Raw genomic sequence first — 16,265 nt, 5'->3', positions numbered from 1 at the left:
GGCGTCACAGCCGCCAGAGGTCGATCCCGGGGGGGATCGCCCTCCGGTCGAGGATGCCGGCGATGTCGAGGACATCGCCCCGCCCCCCGTCCAGCAGGGTCGCGATCCCCGCCCAGCCCCGCTCGCGCAGTGCCCGGTGGGGCACGGCGAGGATCACCGCGTCGGCTGGCCTCAGCGCCTCGAAGGGCGTGAGGGCGAAACCCTGCTCGCGCTGCACGGCGGCGGCGTCGGCCATGGGGTCGCAGGCCTGCACCGTCACCCCGAACCCGACGAGCCCGCGCACCACGTCCGCCGCGCGGCTGTTGCGGATGTCGGGGATGTCCTCCTTGAAGGTGACGCCGAGGACGCTGACCCTCGGCGAGGCCCGGCCCCGGCGCAGCAGACGCCGGATGCAGGTCTCGACCACGTGGGACACCATGGATTCGTTGATCCGCCGGCCGGCGAGGACCAGCTCCGGGTGGTGCCCGGCCTCCTGCGCCCGGTGGGTCAGGTAGTAGGGATCGACCCCGATGCAGTGGCCGCCGACGAGGCCGGGGCGGAAGGGCAGGAAGTTCCACTTGGTCCGGGCCGCCGCCAGCACGTCGCCGGTGTCGAGGCCGATCCGCGCGAAGATCAGCGCCAGCTCGTTCATCAGGGCGATGTTGACGTCCCGCTGCACGTTCTCGATCACCTTGGCCGCCTCGGCGACGCGGATCGACGGCGCCCGGTGGATCCCCGCCAGGGCGACGGCCCCGTAGGTCCGGGCCACGATGTCCAGGCTCTCGGGATCGCCCGCGGAGACGACCTTCACCACGCTGTCGAGCCGGTGCGCCCGGTCTCCGGGGTTGATGCGCTCGGGGGAGTAGCCGAGGGCGAAGTCCCGCCCCGCGGTGAGGCCCGAGGCGTCCTCCAGGATCGGGGCGCAGACCTCCTCGGTCGCCCCCGGATAGACGGTGGATTCGAACACCACGATGCCGCCGGGCGACAGGGCGGCGCCGACGATGCGCGAGGCCGCCTCCAGGGCGCCGAGGTCGGGTGTGCGCGCCGGGGTGATCGGCGTCGGCACGGTGACGATGAAGAAGTCGCGCCCGCGCAGGTCGGCGGCGTCGGCGCTCACGCGCAGGCCCGGCAGGTCGGCCTCGGCCACCTCGCCGGTGCGGTCCCGCCCGGCCGCGATCTCCGCGATGCGGCCGGGATCGATGTCGAAGCCGAGACTGTCGAACCCCGCCCGCGCGAAGGCGACGGCCACGGGCAGGCCGACATAGCCGAGCCCGATCACCGCGATCCTGCGACCACGCTCCATCCCCATGCCCCGCCCGCTCCCGTTCCGGTGCCACGGGAGGGAGGCGGCGGGCTCCCGTCAAGCGCGATGGTAGTCGCGATACCACTCCACGAAGCGGGCGATGCCCGTCTCCAGGGGCGTTCCCGCCGTGAAACCGACGTCGCGGGCGAGGTCGGTGGTGTCGGCGTAGGTCTCCGGCACGTCGCCGGGCTGCATCGGGCGGAGATCCAGCAGCGCCTTGCGCCCGAGGGCGCGCTCCAACACGCCGATCATCTCCATGAGGTCGACGGGCTCGGAATTGCCGACGTTGTACAGGCGGTAGGGCGCGAGGCTGGTGCCGGGATCGGGCGCCGCGCCGTCCCAATCCGGGTTGCCGGCGGCCGGCCGGTCGGCGAGGCGGCAGACCGCCTCCACCACGTCGTCCACATAGGTGAAGTCCCGCCGCATCCGGCCCCCGTTGAAGACCATGATGGGCTCGCCCGCCAGGATCGCCTTGGTGAACAGGTACATGGCCATGTCGGGCCGGCCCCACGGACCGTAGACGGTGAAGAAGCGCAGGCCCGTCGTCGGCAGCCGGTAGAGGTGGCTGTAGCTGTGGGCCATCAGCTCGTTGGCCTTCTTCGTCGCCGCGTAGAGGCTGACGGGGTGGTCGACGTTGCCGTGGATCGAGAACGGCATCGCCGTCACCGCGCCGTAGACCGAGCTGGACGAGGCGTAGATCAGGTGCCCCACCCCATGGTGGCGGCAGCATTCGAGCACGTTGAGGAAGCCGGCGAGGTTGCTCGCGGCATAGGCGTGCGGATCGGTGATCGAATGCCGGACCCCCGCCTGCGCGGCGAGGTGGATCACCGTGGTGAAGCGCCCCTCCCGGAACAGGGCGTCCAGGGCGGGCAGGTCGGCCAGATCGAGGCGGTGGAAGGTGTAGCGCGCACCCGACAGCCGGCGCAGCCGCGCCTCCTTCAGGCCGGTGTCGTAATAGGTGTTGACGTTGTCGAGCCCCGCGACCCAACGCCCCTCTGCGATCAGGCGGTGGGCGACATGGTTGCCGATGAACCCGGCGACGCCCGTGATCAGGATGCGCGATTCGGTCATGCTGGGACGACATCTCCTGGCGAACGCTTTTCTACCATGGCGGGAAGGGCCAGCCCACAGCGCCGCGGAACGGCCGCTTCGAGGAAACGTGATCGCAACATTTTAGCCGGCGAGCATTTCGCGCTGTCCCGCCACGCGCTATTGCGCAAAACTCGACTCACGCGCTTGCCGCGGCACCGAACGAGTCCAATCTGTTGACCATGTCCGAGCCCCAGCGCCGTGGCGGAGGTTTCACCCTCCGCACCGTCCCGGTATCCGCGCAACCGCCCGTCCTCGACGAGTTCACCCGGCGTCGCCTGGGGCGGGAGCTGCGTGCCCTCTACGATCCGGTGATCGATGAGCCCATCGACCCGCGGCTGGCGGAACTGCTCCAGCAGCTCGAGACCGACCGGGCCGCCTCCTGAGGCCGAAGGCCGGCCTCATCGTTTGGTGAGCTTTTCGCGGTAGACGCGTCCCGGTCGCCGGGAGGATGTCGATGCGGCTCAGCGTGGTGATCTGCACCTTCGAGCGGCCCGCGCTGCTGGCGGCCCTCCTGCGATCGCTGATCGGCCAGGGCGGCACCGCCGGGGGCGATGTCGAGATCGTCGTGGTGGACAACAGCGACGGCGAGACCGCCCGGCCGGCGGTGGAGGCACTGGCCGCCGCCGCGCCGATGCCGCTGCGCTACCTCACGGCCCATCCCGCCAACATCTCCGTGGCCCGCAACGCCGGCTGCCGGGCGAGCCGGGGCGAGGCGGTGGCCTTCCTCGACGACGACCAGCAGGCCGAGCCGGGCTGGCTCGCCGCGGTGCTCGATGGCCTCGAACGCTTCCCCCACGACGCGTTCTTCGGGCCGATCACCCCGCATTTCGAGGATCCCACGGCGGTGACGCCCGCCGCCCGGACCCTGTTCACCCGCGCCTGGACGGAGCCCGCCGGACGGGAGGTGTTCGCCCTCCGCCGCCCGGCCTCGCAACCCTTCGTGGTGTCCACCGCCAACAGCATCTTCCGGCGTTCCACCACCCTGATGGAGCCCGAGCCCTTCGATCCGGATTTCGGGCAGTGCGGCGGCGAGGACCTTCACCTGCTGAGCCGCCTCGCCCGCGAGGGGCGGCGCTTCGCGTGGCTGCCGGAGGCGAGGGCCACGGACTTCGTGCCCCGGCACCGCTGCGGCACCGGCTACCTCGTCCGCAGGCACTTCGCCGGGGGGCAGGCCTACGCCGCCACGGTGATCCGCACCAGCCCGCGCCCCCTGCGCGACGAGGCGGTGCTGACCGCCAAATCCCTGGTGCAGGTCGGCATGCTGCCGCTCACCGGCATCGCCATGCTCCGGCGGGAGGCGCCGGGTCGCAGCCTCGCCATCCGCGCGGCGGGGATCGCCGGCAAGCTCCTGTGGCGGCGCCTCTATCCCCTCTACCGGGCCGAGGCGGCCTCCCTCGCGCCGCTCCCCACCCCTGCGGGTGGCAGATCGAGCGCCGCGGGCGAGACGAACTGAACAGATCGCCCCGCCGCACCGCGCATTCGCACCGGCCACCGGGTGCATCGCGGTTTTCCCGACCGCCAACACACTATTAACGCTGCCGGCAGTTCAGCCATCGACTTGGCCGCCGGCTTTAACTCCGGGCAAGCGGCTGCGCGTTACGGACAATCGTAGCGGGTATCGCACCCTGCGGGATTCTCGTCCCGTGAGGAACCGTCCCGTTTCGGAGCAGAACGTGCTGGGCAGCGACTTGCATCGACCGGGCTGTGCCCCGGTCCTTGGCTTCGAAGCCGGGATGCCGGGCGCTGCGCAATCGGGGAAAGCCGGTCGATGCAGTTGATCGAACGCGACAACAGCCGCGTCGCCCACACCGTCGAGCGCGACGAGTGGGACATGTTCCGCCTCGAGATCCGCGAGGCGGTCGCGTCCCTGCGCCGCCACGCCTTCGGGATCGGGATGTGCGTGCTGGCGAGCGTCGCCCTGGCAACGCCGGTCGTCCTGATGCGGACGCCCAACTACGTCGGCACGGCGCAGGTCCTCCTCGACCCCCGCGGCCTGAACGTGGTCAGCAACGAGCTCGTGCCGCAGCCGCCCTCGGCCGACGTGAACGACGCGGTCATCGAGACCCAGTCGCGCTTCCTGCATTTCGATGCGGTGCTGCAGGAGGTCGTGCAGCGCCTGCGGCTGACCGAGGACCCGGCCTACATCGCCAAGCCCGGCCTCAGCGCGCGGATCAAGGGCCTGCTCGGCCTGTCGAGCGAGGCCCAGCCGGTGGATGCCGTCGACGTGGCGACCAAGATCCTCGGCAAGCAGACCACCTTCCAGCGCGAGGGCAAGAGCTTCGTCGTCAACCTGTCGGTGAAAGCCAATGACCCGGTGAAGGCGGCCCGCCTCGCCGCGGCGATCGGGCAGGCCTTCGTGGACGACACCGAACGCCGCCGGAAGGAAGTGGTCGTCCGCGCCCGCGACGCCATCGGCGCCACGCTCAAGGGGCAGAGCGAGCACGTCATCGCCGCCGAGCATGCGGTTGAGACGTACAAGCGCGAGATCGGCGTGGTCGATCAGGACGGGCGGAGCGTCAACAGCGCCCGGATCACCGACCTGAACTCGCAGCTCCTGGCCGCGCGCGCCCAGACCCGCGCCGTGGCCTCGCGGGTGGCCGCTTTGGAAGGGCGCAGCCCGTCTCCCGGCGAGGGCGCCGGCGGCGATACCGTCGAATCCTCCACCCTGTCGCAGCTCCGCGTGAACCTCGCCGAGGTGGTCCGGCAACAGGACAACCTGCGGGCGACGCTCGGCCCGCGCCACCCGGCGGCGGTGGAGGTCGATGCCCAGGTGCGCAGCCTGCGCGCCGCCATCGCCCGGGAGACGCAGCGGCTGCAATCCTCCCTGCGCAGCGACCTCGCCGCCGCCCGCAACCGCGAGGACGCGATCACCCGCGACCTCGCCCGCGCCGAGGCCGACACCTCCAAGACCAACACCGCCCTCGTGACCCTGCGCCAGCTGGAGCGCGAGGCCCTGGCCCAGCGCTCCGTCTACGAGAAGACCCTGGGCCGGGAGCGCGAGCTTCTGGAGCAGGAGAGCGTCGGCACCTCGAACGTCTCCCTGGTGAGCGCCTCGAAGCCCGACCCGCAATCGGCCGACGTGCAGCCCGCCCTCGTGTTGGCGGCGGCGGCGCTCCTCGGGCTGCTGGCGAGTGCGGCGGCCGCGGTGCTGTTCGACCGGCGCGGCGGGCGGCTGCACTCGGCGGAACGGCTCACCGCCCGCACCGGCATCCCCGTCCTCGGCATCCTGCCCCTGTCGCGCAAGCGCCTGCGGGAGGCGAGCGAGACCGTCGCCGTCCTCGCCGGCTCCCGGGGCTCGTCCTCGGCGCGGATCCTCACGCGCCTCGCCGACTATCTGGACGAGGCGGCCGAGCGCGGGCAGGTGCGCCTCCTCATCGTCTCGGCCTCGAACGGGCCCATCGCCACGATCATCGCCCAGAACCTCGTTCTGGCGCAGGCCGCCCGGGGGCGCAGGGCGCTGCTCGTCGATGGCGACGCCCGCTCCGGCCGGCTCACCTGGATGATCCCCCGCGATCCGCAATCGGGGGTCGTCTCCTGCACCGTCGAGGGCTACCCGCCCTTCTGCGCCACCGCCGCCAGCGAACGCACCCACCCGGATGCCGCCCCGGACCGGGACGAGGGTTACGACTGCGTCGTCATCGACGGGGGAGAAGGCCAGGACGAGACCCGTCTTCGGCGCAGCGCCGCGACGGCGACGGCGGTGGTGCTGGTGGCCGAGGCGGGCGTCGCCACGAGCGACCGGATCGAGGAGCTGCGTGCGGCGCTCCTGTCGAACGCCGGCAAGATCGCCGGGGCGCTGTTCGTGGTCTCGGGCGCCGACCCCGTCGTGCCGGCCCCGGCCCGCTCGCGGCCGCTGCCGCAGCGCTTCGTCCTGACCGGCGACAAGGAGGCGCTGGCGTGAGCGCATCCTCCCCGTGAGCACGGCGCTTTCGCACCGGGCGTCGCTCCAGGACCTGTCGGCCCTGGCCCCCGCGGCAAGGCGGCCCCGGCACGCGCCGTGGTTCCTGCGGGTCCTGCCCTCCGCCCTCTACCTCGCTTTCCTGGCCTACATGTTCATCGGCGTGATGCCGATGAGCGATGCCAGCGCCATCACCTCCGGCGACGGCAACGCCACCGAACGCCTCGCGGTGCTCGGGATGACCGGGATCGCCCTGGTCGAGATCGTCCGCCGCCGCCGGGTGGTGCTGCCCCTGCTGATGCGCTCCTGGCCGGTCTGGCTCGTGCTCGGCTGGTTCTGCGCCAGCGTGTCCTGGGCGGCATTCCCGGACATCGCCGTGCGGCGCGTCAGCGTCATGGTGTTCCTCTGCCTGATCGCCCTGGCCATCGCCGCCGGCATCGGCCCGCTCCGGCGGACGCTCGGCCTGATGGCGGGCATCCTCGTCGTGGTGATCGCCGGGGACCTCGCGGTGACGGCCCTCAATCCGGCCTTCGCGTTCACCGAGATCGGCGTGCGCGGCTACCACCAGCAGAAGAACGTGGCGGGCCTCGTGGCGATGCTCGCGGTGATCGTCGGCATCGGCTGGACCTGCGCCGCCCCGCGCCCGGGGCGGGTCTTCGCCGGCCTCGCCTTCACGGTGGCCGCCTTCGCCTTCCTCGTGCTCACCAAGAGCAAGACCTCGATGATGCTGGCCCTGCTCGGCGCCGCCCTGCTGCCGGGCATGCTCCTGCTCCGGCGGATGGGCCCGGCGGCGGCGCTGGCCCTCACCCTCATGGGCGCGGGTGCGGTGGCGGTGACCTATCTCGGCGTGACGGCGTTCGGCGGCGACTTCGTCGGGCTCCTCACCCCCGGCAACGACGCGAGCTTCACCGGCCGGACGCAGATCTGGGATTTCGCGGCCTCGGAGATCGCGCGGCGGCCCTGGACGGGGTACGGATTCGGCTCGTTCTGGGACGTGGGCGACGCCAACGACCCATTGCTGCGGGCGCCGCCCGGCTCCTGGCTCGCCACCCTCAAGATCGGAGAACGGGCCGACGTGGTGATCAACGAGGCGCATAACGGCTACCTCGACCTGCGCCTCCAGGGGGGCGCCCCTGCGGTCGCCTTCGCCGTGCTGGCCCAGCTCCTCACCATCTTCGCCCTGGCCGTGAAACTGTTCTCCCGCCGCACCCCCCGCCCGGACGCGGTGGCGGCGGCGACCTTCCTCGTCATCGCCCTCGTGGTGCTGGTCCACAACGCCACCGAGTCGAGCCTCTGGATGCGCGGGCAGGTGCTCGCCAACGTCTCCATCCTCATCAGCCTGCTGGCCTTCCGCCGCGAGCCCACACGGGAGCCGACATGACGATCCGCCGGATCGGCGGCTGGATCGGGGCCGGACTCGCCGACGCGGCGGGACGGCTCGTCATCCTGTCCGCCACGACCGCCTTCCTCGCCCGCACCCTTCCGCCGGGGGATTTCGGCGCCACCGCCCTCACGCTCAGCATCGTCACCGCCTTCTCCATGGCGGTGGGGACGCCCTACGAGGAGGCGCTGACCCAGGCCAAGGTCGTGCGGAGGGCCGACCTCGGGGCGGTGCTCGCCGTCTCGACGGCGGCGGCGTTCGGCTTCCTCGCCCTGTGCGTGCCGGTCGGCCTGCTGCTCGACCACGTCTACGGTCGCGACGACCTCGGCCTGCTCCTGCCGGCCACGGGCCTGCTCCTGATCGCCCAGGGGCCGATGACGCTGGCCACCGCCGTCGCCCGGCGGCGGAAGGCGTTCTACATCATCAACGCGTCGAGCATCATCGGCCACCTCTTCGGGGCGGCGGCGGCCATCGCCCTGGGCTTCGCCGGGGCGGGGATCTGGGCCCTCGTGACCCTGCGCATCGTCCTCGTCTTCACCAGCGCGGCCAGCCTGTTCTGGATGCTCGGCCTCGCCGTGCGGCCGGTCTGGTCGTGGGGCCGCCTGCGCCGGTTCAACCGCTTCGCCGGGCTGGTGCTCGCCGCCCGGGTCGTGGAGAACGCGACATACGTCGTCTACAACACCCTCGTGGGCGCCCTGTTCGGGCTGACGGTGCTCGGCTACCTCAACATCGCCATGCGGCTGATCGAGCCGGTGCGGGGGGCCATCGTCGCCGTGACGCACAACCTGTGCTTCCCGCATTTCCGCGGCAGCGCCCAATCCAAGGAGAATGTCGGCGAGGCCGCGGCGGAGATCGCGCGGGAGAGCTCCGCCCTCGTGGCCCCGACCATGATGGGGCTGGCCGCCGTGAGCCCCCTCGTCGTGCCGCTGATGGCCGGTCCGGGCTGGACCACCGCCGAGCCGATCGCGGCGGCACTGGCCGCCGGCGGCCTCCTCGCCCTGCCCTCGCAGGTGGTGCAGACCGCCCTCTCGGCCAGCGGACGGCCGCAGAGTGTGCTGCTGTCCTACACCGTCGCCCTCGTGACCCTCGCCGCGACCCTGGTGGCGACGGCGGGGATGCATCCGGCGACCATCGGGCTGGCGCGGCTCGCGGGCGACTTCGCGCTGACCGCCACCACCGTCCTGGTCAACGGGCCGCTGATCGGCCTGTCGCCCTGGCCGCTCCTGCGGCGGCTCTCCGGCGTGTGGCTGGCCGCGGCGACGATGGCGGTGATCGTGGCGTGGCTCGGCATCCGCCTCGCCGACTCGCACGGCCAGGTCGTCGCCCTGCTGATCGCGATCCCGGCCGGGGTTCTGATCTACATCCCGCTGCTGTTCCTCATCAGCCGGGCGAGCTTCAATTCCCTGGTGGACAGGATCCGCCCGTTGATCGGACGCGCCGCCCTGGCCGACGCCCGATGACCGGCCCGGTCCTCGTCACCGGCGCGGGCGGGTTCATCGGCCGGGCCGTGGTGGCCCGGCTGGCCGAGACCGGCGTTCCCCTCCGGGCCGGGCTGCACCGGCTGCCGGAGGGCCGCTCGCCGGCCGAAGGCACCGTGCGCTGCGACCTCGACGAGGCGCGCAGCCTCGACGCCGCCTGCGCGGGCGCCTCCGCGATCATCCACGCCGGGGGGAGGAGCGCCGCCGCGATGCCGGACCAGCTCCGCGCCCTCCTCGCCGCGGCGGAGCGGGCCGGCATCGACCGGGTCGTCCATCTCAGCTCCATCGCCGTCTACGGCCCCGAGGAGGGCCGCATCGGCGAGCCGGACGCCCCGCCCGCCACCGCCGCCCCCGACGATCCCTATTGCGCGGCCAAGCGCGCCTGCGAGGCGATCCTGCGGGCCTGGATCGCGGCCCGGCCCGGCCGGCGCGCGGCGATCCTGCGGCCCGGCATCGTCTACGGGCGCGGGAGCGTCCTGTGGGTGGACAGGCCGGCCGCCGCCCTGCGGGCCGGCGTGCTCGGGGATCTCGGCCCCCGCGGCGAGGGGATCGCCGCGCTGGTCCACATCGGCGATGTGGCCGAGGCGGTCCGCTGCGCCCTGGCCGCCCTCAACGGGTCGGGCGCCCGGCTCCTGGCGGCCAACCTCGTGGGGCCGGACACGCCGACCTGGAACGCCTATTTCGCGGCGCTGGCCGGCCGCGCGGGACTGCCGGCGCCGCGCCGCCTCCCGCCGGGGCGGCTCGCGCTCCTCCGCGTCCTGGCGGTGCCGGCCAAGGCGATGGGGCGGCTGCACCTGCCCGCGCCCCGGTCCCTGCGCCTCGTCCCGGCGTCGGGCGAGCTGCGCCTGTTCGCCAGGGCCGCCCGGTACGACACCGCCCGCGCCCGGACCGACTTCGGATTCCGCCCCGCGATCCGCCTCGCGGAGGGCTTGGCCGACGCCCTGCCCTGATGGCCCGCCGCCTGCAGGATACGGCCCATCACGGCGGGGGTGATGGTCCTGAACGGGACGGACCGTCCCGCTGCCGCACACGCATCGCCCAGCCGAGGGACGACAGGATGTCCAGCATCGCCGAGCCGGCCCTTTCCCAGACGGCCGAGGCCGCCCGGCCGTCGCCGCGCACGAGCTTCCTCGACCTGCCCTTCGACAGGCTCGACCAGGCCGGGACGCTCGCCGCCCTGCTCTCGGTGCCGGCGGGGGACCGGTTCCGCTACCTCGTCACGCCCAACGTCGATCACATGATCCGGATCGCCGACGACCCCGCGATCGCCCGGCTCTACCGGGAGGCGTGGTTGTGCATCAACGACAGCCGGATCCTCACCCAGCTCGCCCGGACCTGCGCCATCGACCTGCCGGCCGTGCCCGGCTCGGACCTCGTGGCGGCGCTGCTCACGCACCCGGACCTCGCGGCGGACACGCCCATCCTGATCGTCGGCGGCGGCGACGGGCTCGCGCAGGCGGTCGCCTCCCTCTGCGGCCTGACGCGGGTCGCGCAGATCCGCCCGCCCATGGGCCTGCGCAAGGACCCGGCCAAGCTCGCCGCGACGGTGGAGGCGATCGAGGCCCAGCCGGCGCGCTTCGTGATCCTGGCCGTCGGGTCGCCCCAGCAGGAGATCCTCGCCGCCGCCGTGGCCCAGCGCGGGCGCGCCCAGGGGGTCGGGCTGTGCATCGGCGCCGGCCTCGAATTCCTGGTAGGCGACCGCCCCCGCGCCCCGGCGGTGTTCCGCGCCCTGAACCTCGAATGGCTGTTCCGCCTCGCCTGCGAGCCGACGCGCCTCGCCCGGCGCTACCTCATCGACGGGCCGCGCATCTTCCGGCTGGTCTGGGAGTACCGCCGCGGCGTCCGGTCACCGGACGCCTAGGACGACACATCCGCGCGCCCGATCGCCTGCGCCACGATCGTGCGCCGCGCCTCCGGCGAGAGGGGGATGGTCGACTGGATGCCGAGCCCGTAGCGGCCCGGCCCGACCTCGGGGATTGCGCCTCCCTCGGACCAGACGGTCTCGCACAGGCTGGCCTCGCTCGGGACGTGGCCGGCGGCGGCCAGTCCGAGCACCTTGTCGCAATAGACGCCGTAGAGGATGTACTCGGAGAAATCGCGGGTGCCGGCCAGGGCCTCGATGGGGTCGCGGCCGGTGGTCTGGCCGATCCGCTCCAGCAGGCCGCGAACGTTGGCCCGCCGCCACGTCACGAACTGATCGATGTAGTCGGCCCCGTGATACGCCGAGGGCTCCAGGCCCAGCAGCGCCGAGGCCGCCCTATGCCAGGGGGCGTGCATGGGATCGTCGGCCGCGCCGGGGAACCGGGCGAGGCGCACGCCCCCGTCCGCGCTCAGGGCGCCGGCCGGCAGGGGGCGGACGAAGGCGGTGTCGCTGTCGAGGTGGAGCACCGTGTCCGTGGCCGCGCCCGCGGCGGCGTTGAGCTTCATGATCTGCTGGGCGATCCAGCCCCGGACCGGCCGCCCCCTGAACGAGACGTAGACGTTGCGCCGTGGCAGCCTGAGGCGCCGCCGCCATTCCGGCCCCGGCAGGGGCAGTTTGCGCAGCCAGCCCGGCAGAAGGTCCTCCTGCGGCACGAGGGCCCGTCGCCCGCCGGCGAGCGGCCGGAACAGGGGGATGTCGGCCGCCGGCACCGCCAGGAGGTGCGCCGCCCCGGCGGGGGCGAAGCGGTCCGCCGTCTCGCAGAGGAGGCGGCAGCACTCGAAATCGCCCGCGAAGGACAGGGTGATCAGGGTCGGCGGCGTCGCGCGGTCCATCGTCGGTGGCTTCCTCGTCCGGGCCCGTCAGAGCGCCCAGTCCATCGGCCGCATCGCCCCGACCTGCGACGAGACGGTCGCGGGGCGCGGGAAGCGTTCGGGGTGTTGCAGCATCTCGGTCACCTCGGTGATGTGGACGGCGAGGTCCGCATCCATCCGGGGGGGCCGGTCTCCGGCGACGGCGTCGGCGAAGTCCCGCACGCCGCGCATGAAGTCCATCGTCGGCTTGCCCCGCCCGCCGCGGAACGGCACCGGCCGCGCCGCCGGCACCACCTTCCCCCGGCGGCCGGGGAAGCGCCGCTCCAGCAGCCTGTCCAGGCGGGTCGTGGCCGTCCGCTTCAACCTCACGGGGCCGGCGAAGTCCCACGGCTCCTCGACTTGGAGGACGCCCCCGTCGCCGACGATCCGCAGGCGGTGATCGTAGGGCGCCACGATGGAATTCGTGACGCGGGCGACGATGCCCCCGTCGAATTCCAGCAGGCCGCAGGAGAAATCCGGGGCCGGATGCACCGGCTGGTCGCATTCCTTGTCGGGGATCAGCAGGGCGGCGTGCGCCGTGACCCTCCGCACCGGGCCGAACATGGCCACGAGCAGCGTCACCACGTAGCCCGCATGCTCGAAGGTGCATCCCGTTTCGAATTCGCCCTCCGCGGGCCAGCGCCGCCCGCTGCGGCTGATCCAGCGGCGGTAATCCGCCTTGTGGACCATGCCGTCGTCCAGCTCGGCGTAGACGAGGCGCACCCGGCCGACCGCGCCCTGCCGCACCGCGCGCCAGAGGGTCTGCGCCTGCTCGCCGAGGATGTTGCTCGGCGCGGCGCCCAGGCGCACGCCCGCGGCCCCGGCGGCGTCGCGCAGGGCGCGAGCCTCGCCGAGGGTGAGCCCGAGGGGCTTCTCCGAATAGACGTGCCGCCCCGCCGCGATGGCGGCGCGGGTGACGGGGGCGTGGTTCTCCGGGTCGGTGAGGTTCAGGACGACGGACAGGCCGGGCTCGGCCAGGAGGTCGCCGAGCGAGGCGAAGGTCCGGTCGCCCCAGGTGCGGGCGAAGGCCGCGAGGCGCTCGGGATCCCGGTCGTAGACCCCAACGAGGTCGAGCCCGTCCGCGTGCAGGTCCAGGCAGTAGCGGTACATGTCGGCGACGTAGCCGCACCCCACCAGGGCGATGCGCACGCGGTTTTCGCCTCGACCGGACATCGCACCCCCGACAGCACTAAATTTACCAAGTTGATGAAAATGAGAGCGCAGACCGGCTATTGATCCCACGATCCATGATGCCGACTTCATTATTGACTGAGATAAGTCGCGACACCGCGCAAGTTAGAACGTCTCGGTTAGCTATTGATGAACCCCCCTGAAAGCATCGGAGACGGCATGCCCGGTACCGAGCCGTTCGCGGTGAGCGTGGTGATACCGACGCTGAACCGTCACCGGGCGCTGGAACGCGCCCTGTCCTGCATCCTGGCGCAGCAGTTGCCGGCGGGGCATGCGGCGGAAGTCATCGTGGTCGACAACTCCATCGACGGGAACGCCAAGCCCCTCGTCACCCGCCTGGCCGCGGCGGCCGCGATGCCGGTCGTCTACGTCTCCGTGCCCCGGCCGGGGATCGCGACCGCGCGCAACGCGGGGATCGCGGCGGCCCGGGGCCGGTGGATCGCCTTCATCGACGACGACGAGACCTGCGGGCCGCAATGGCTCGCCTCGCTGCTGGCGGTCGCCCACCGGGGCGGGTTCGACGCCGTGTTCGGCCCGGTGAACGCCAACGCCGACGACGGCGTCGAGATCGGCCCCTTCGCGGCCTATTTCGCCCGCGGCGTGACCGCGGGGGACAGCGAGGACGTGACCCACCGCGCGCCCTACCTCGGCACCAACAACTCGCTGTTCTCGGCCGCCGTCTGTGCGGTGCCGGGGGGGCCGTTTGAAGAGCGGCTGAACAGCGTCGGCGGGGAGGACAGCCTGTTCCTCCAGCGCCTCGTCCTGGAGGAGCGCCGCTTCGGCTGGGCGTCGCAGGCCGAGGTGACGGAATGGGTTCCGCCCCGCCGGCTCGACTGGGCCTACGTGCGCCGCCGCCGGTTCCTGAGCGGGCAGATCCGCACCTTCGTCAACGAGATGGTCTATCCCCGCCGCCGGATCGAGGTGGCCCGGTGGATGGCCGTCGGCGTGGCCCAGACCATCGTCTCCGGAGCGCTCTCGCTGATCCTGAAGCCGATCAACCCGCCCGCCGCCCGGCACCACCGGATCGCGGCCTGCGGCGGTCTCGGCAAGGTGTTCTGGATGACGCGCTTCCGCGGCTCCCTGTACGGGACCGGGCTGGTGTCGTGAATCCCAGCCGGCGGGCGCTGCTCGCGGGGGCCGGCGCGGCGGGCTGGGCGACGATCGCCGGGGCCGGGCCCGTGGCGGCCGTCCGGGTCCGCAACGGCGCCGCCCCGGTGGCGGTGAGCCCGCTCATCTTCGGCTCGGGCGAGATCGGCACCCTCGACGGGGGACCGCCCTCGGCGGAGCTGGACAGGGCGGCGGGCGTCACCCTCCGGCGCTTCGGCGGCAACTTCGCGACGACTTACAACTGGACCACGAACGCCTGCAACGCCGGCAAGGATTGGCAGCACGCCAACGGCGACTTCCTGGCCGAGACCCTCGGGTTGCCCGCCGCCGGGCGGAACGAGCCCGCCGGGGCGATCGCGGCGATGCACCGGGCCTCGCTCGCCATGGGCGCACGCAGCATCGTGACCCTGCCCCTCACCGGCTTCGTGGCGGCGGACAAGGACGGCCCCGTCCCCCCGGGGCAGGCCGCCCCCTCCCCGCGCTTCGTGCCCGTCGCCTGGGCCGGACGGCGAGCGGCCTCCGAGTCCATCGACCCCCGCGTGGCCGATATCCCGCACCTGCTCGCGCGGCTGGTGGCCCGGTACGGCCCGGCCTCGGACGCCACGGGGATCCGCGGCTACATCCTCGACAACGAACCCGGCCTCTGGGCCACCCAGCACCCGCGGATCGTCCGCGCCCCGGTGCGGATCGCCGACCTCATCGCCCGCTCCATCGCGGCGGCGCGGGCGATCAAGGCCATCGACCCCGAGGCCTGGGTGATCGGCCCGGCGAACTGGGGCGCCACGGGGATGGCGACCCTGCAGAACGCCCCCGACTGGGCGGCCTACGCGTCGCACGGCAGCTTCCTCGCCGCCTATCTCGCGGCCTTCAGGCTGGCCTCCGAGCACGAGGGCCGGCGCCTCCTCGATGCGCTCGACGTCCATTGGTATCCGTTCAGCGACCGGGGCACCCTCTACCGCACCGAGGATCCGGCGCTCGCCGCCCCCCTCCTCGATGCACCGCGCTCGCTCACCGAGCCCGGCTTCCGCGAGGCGAGCTGGGTCTCGCGTGCTTTGCCGGTCGCCGATGCGGGCGGCCTCGCCCTCCCCCTGCTTCCGGGCCTCGAACGGCTGGCCCGGGACAACTTCCCCGGCACGCGGATCGCCGTCACGGAGTACAATTACGGCGGCGCGGGCCAGCTCGCCTCCGGCCTCGCCCTGGCCGACGCCCTGGCGCGGTTCGCCCGGCCGGACATGCTGCTCGCCTCCCATTGGGGCGCGCTGGCCGGCCGGCTCGGGGCCGCCTTCCGCCTCTACCGCGACTATGACGGCGCGGGTGGACGGTTCCCGGACCGGGACCTTCCCGTGGACGTGCCGCGCCCGGACATCCTCACCGTCCGGGCGGGGGTGGAGGGGGGCAGGCTCCACCTCGTCCTGATCAACCGGGCGCCCGAGGCGCAGCCCGTCGAGGTCGCCCTCGACCGGCCCCTGCCCGCCTCCCGGCTCACGCGCCACGGCTTCGATGCCGCACACGCCGACATGGCCGCGATGGGCCCGGCCGAGCCCGTCTCCGGCGGCACGCTGCGGCTGATGCTGCCGCCCCGCTCGGCACAGCATTGTGTGGTCGCACCCGCCTAGGGGCCAAGGACCGCCGTTGTGCCGGAACCCGAGTCCGGTTACACAGTTCCGATGACGGTGCCCCGCGAGGGGTGAAAAGGGAACGCGGTGAGGGGGGACCCGAACCCGCGGCTGCCCCCGCAACTGTAAGCGGCAAGCGCCCGCCAGCAGCCACCGGAGCGATCCGGGAAGGCGGCGGGCGCGCCGAGCCGCGAGCCAGGAGACCTGCCGTCATCCCAGGACTTCGCAACGCCGCCGGTGGGGCGGCTGGAGAACAGCCATGACGACCTCGACGCAGACCACGACCCTCGCCCCCGTCGCCGTCCGCGCGAACGACCGGCTGATGGCGGCCACGCTGGCGGCCTTCCTCGGCCTCGGCCTCGTGTTCATGGCGGGCTTTTCGCCGGCCATCGCGTTCCACAACGCGGCGCACGACTTCCGGCACGCCCAGAACTTCCCCTGCCACTGA

14 protein-coding genes and 1 riboswitch are annotated in these 16,265 nt (G+C 73.1%); of the genes, 10 read left to right on the top strand and 4 right to left on the bottom strand.

The features are described 5' to 3' along the window. Positions 1–4: 4 nt before the first annotated feature. Together MKK53_RS12790 and MKK53_RS12785 are read right to left on the bottom strand one after the other, a co-directional pair. Entirely contained in the window at positions 5–1,282 is a 1,278-nt protein-coding gene (locus tag MKK53_RS12790; protein ID WP_243929159.1) for a nucleotide sugar dehydrogenase, read from the bottom strand. A 57-nt stretch (positions 1,283–1,339) separates the two neighbouring features. Continuing rightward, positions 1,340–2,353 carry an NAD-dependent epimerase gene (locus MKK53_RS12785; protein ID WP_243929083.1) on the bottom strand — a complete coding sequence of 338 codons (1,014 nt, stop codon included), beginning with the start codon at positions 2,351–2,353 and terminating at the stop codon, positions 1,340–1,342. Positions 2,354–2,553: 200 nt separating this feature from the next. On the opposite strand from MKK53_RS12785, the gene MKK53_RS12780 reads away from it, so the two are divergent. The 7 genes from MKK53_RS12780 (at position 2,554) to MKK53_RS12750 (ending at position 10,992) form a co-directional block, all read left to right on the top strand. Beyond that, entirely contained in the window at positions 2,554–2,757 is a 204-nt protein-coding gene (locus MKK53_RS12780; RefSeq protein ID WP_243929082.1) for a NepR family anti-sigma factor, read from the top strand. 71 nt (positions 2,758–2,828) lie between these two features. Further along, the gene (locus MKK53_RS12775) at positions 2,829–3,827 is read left to right on the top strand and encodes a glycosyltransferase family 2 protein (RefSeq protein WP_243929081.1); all 999 of its coding nucleotides are present in this window, start codon (positions 2,829–2,831) and stop codon (positions 3,825–3,827) included. Between the two features lie 315 nt (positions 3,828–4,142). Then, positions 4,143–6,275: an exopolysaccharide transport family protein gene (locus MKK53_RS12770; protein WP_243929080.1), complete on the top strand. Its 2,133-nt coding sequence runs from the start codon at positions 4,143–4,145 to the stop codon at positions 6,273–6,275. A gap of 13 nt (positions 6,276–6,288) precedes the next feature. Next, positions 6,289–7,653, top strand: coding sequence for an O-antigen ligase family protein (locus tag MKK53_RS25580; protein ID WP_243929079.1), 1,365 nt, complete (start codon positions 6,289–6,291; stop codon positions 7,651–7,653). Continuing rightward, complete coding sequence (locus MKK53_RS12760; protein WP_243929078.1) at positions 7,650–9,113, top strand: oligosaccharide flippase family protein; 1,464 nt, start codon at positions 7,650–7,652, stop codon at positions 9,111–9,113. Before MKK53_RS25580 ends, MKK53_RS12760 begins: the two co-directional genes overlap by 4 nt. Beyond that, entirely contained in the window at positions 9,110–10,081 is a 972-nt protein-coding gene (locus MKK53_RS12755; RefSeq protein WP_243929077.1) for an NAD-dependent epimerase/dehydratase family protein, read from the top strand. Before MKK53_RS12760 ends, MKK53_RS12755 begins: the two co-directional genes overlap by 4 nt. Before the next feature lie 107 nt (positions 10,082–10,188). Further along, a complete protein-coding gene (locus MKK53_RS12750; RefSeq protein ID WP_243929076.1) occupies positions 10,189–10,992 on the top strand; it encodes a WecB/TagA/CpsF family glycosyltransferase in 804 nt (267 codons plus the stop codon). Here the strand turns inward: MKK53_RS12750 and MKK53_RS12745 are convergent. Both MKK53_RS12745 and MKK53_RS12740 read right to left on the bottom strand, forming a co-directional pair. Then, entirely contained in the window at positions 10,989–11,885 is an 897-nt protein-coding gene (locus MKK53_RS12745; RefSeq protein ID WP_243929075.1) for a DUF6492 family protein, read from the bottom strand. The genes MKK53_RS12750 and MKK53_RS12745 overlap by 4 nt on opposite strands. Before the next feature lie 27 nt (positions 11,886–11,912). Continuing rightward, on the bottom strand, positions 11,913–13,052 hold the full coding sequence (locus MKK53_RS12740; RefSeq protein ID WP_243929074.1) for a Gfo/Idh/MocA family protein: 1,140 nt from the start codon (positions 13,050–13,052) through the stop codon (positions 11,913–11,915). A 201-nt stretch (positions 13,053–13,253) separates the two neighbouring features. Between MKK53_RS12740 and MKK53_RS12735 the strand changes: the two genes are divergently transcribed. The 3 genes from MKK53_RS12735 to MKK53_RS12725 all read left to right on the top strand — a co-directional run bounded on the left by MKK53_RS12735 (position 13,254) and on the right by MKK53_RS12725 (position 16,265). Then, a complete protein-coding gene (locus MKK53_RS12735) occupies positions 13,254–14,201 on the top strand; it encodes a glycosyltransferase family A protein (RefSeq protein WP_243929073.1) in 948 nt (315 codons plus the stop codon). Continuing rightward, positions 14,198–15,817: a glycoside hydrolase family 44 protein gene (locus MKK53_RS12730; protein ID WP_243929072.1), complete on the top strand. Its 1,620-nt coding sequence runs from the start codon at positions 14,198–14,200 to the stop codon at positions 15,815–15,817. Before MKK53_RS12735 ends, MKK53_RS12730 begins: the two co-directional genes overlap by 4 nt. 38 nt (positions 15,818–15,855) lie before the next feature. After that, a riboswitch (cobalamin riboswitch) is annotated at positions 15,856–16,044 on the top strand. A 32-nt stretch (positions 16,045–16,076) separates the two neighbouring features. Then, complete coding sequence (locus MKK53_RS12725; protein WP_409564322.1) at positions 16,077–16,265, top strand: CbtB-domain containing protein; 189 nt, start codon at positions 16,077–16,079, stop codon at positions 16,263–16,265.

It is taken from the genome of Methylobacterium sp. J-076 (assembly GCF_022829405.1).
Taxonomy (GTDB): Bacteria; Pseudomonadota; Alphaproteobacteria; order Rhizobiales; family Beijerinckiaceae; genus Methylobacterium.
Note: the sequence above shows the minus strand (reverse complement) of the source record. Positions and strands in the feature narration are given on the sequence as shown.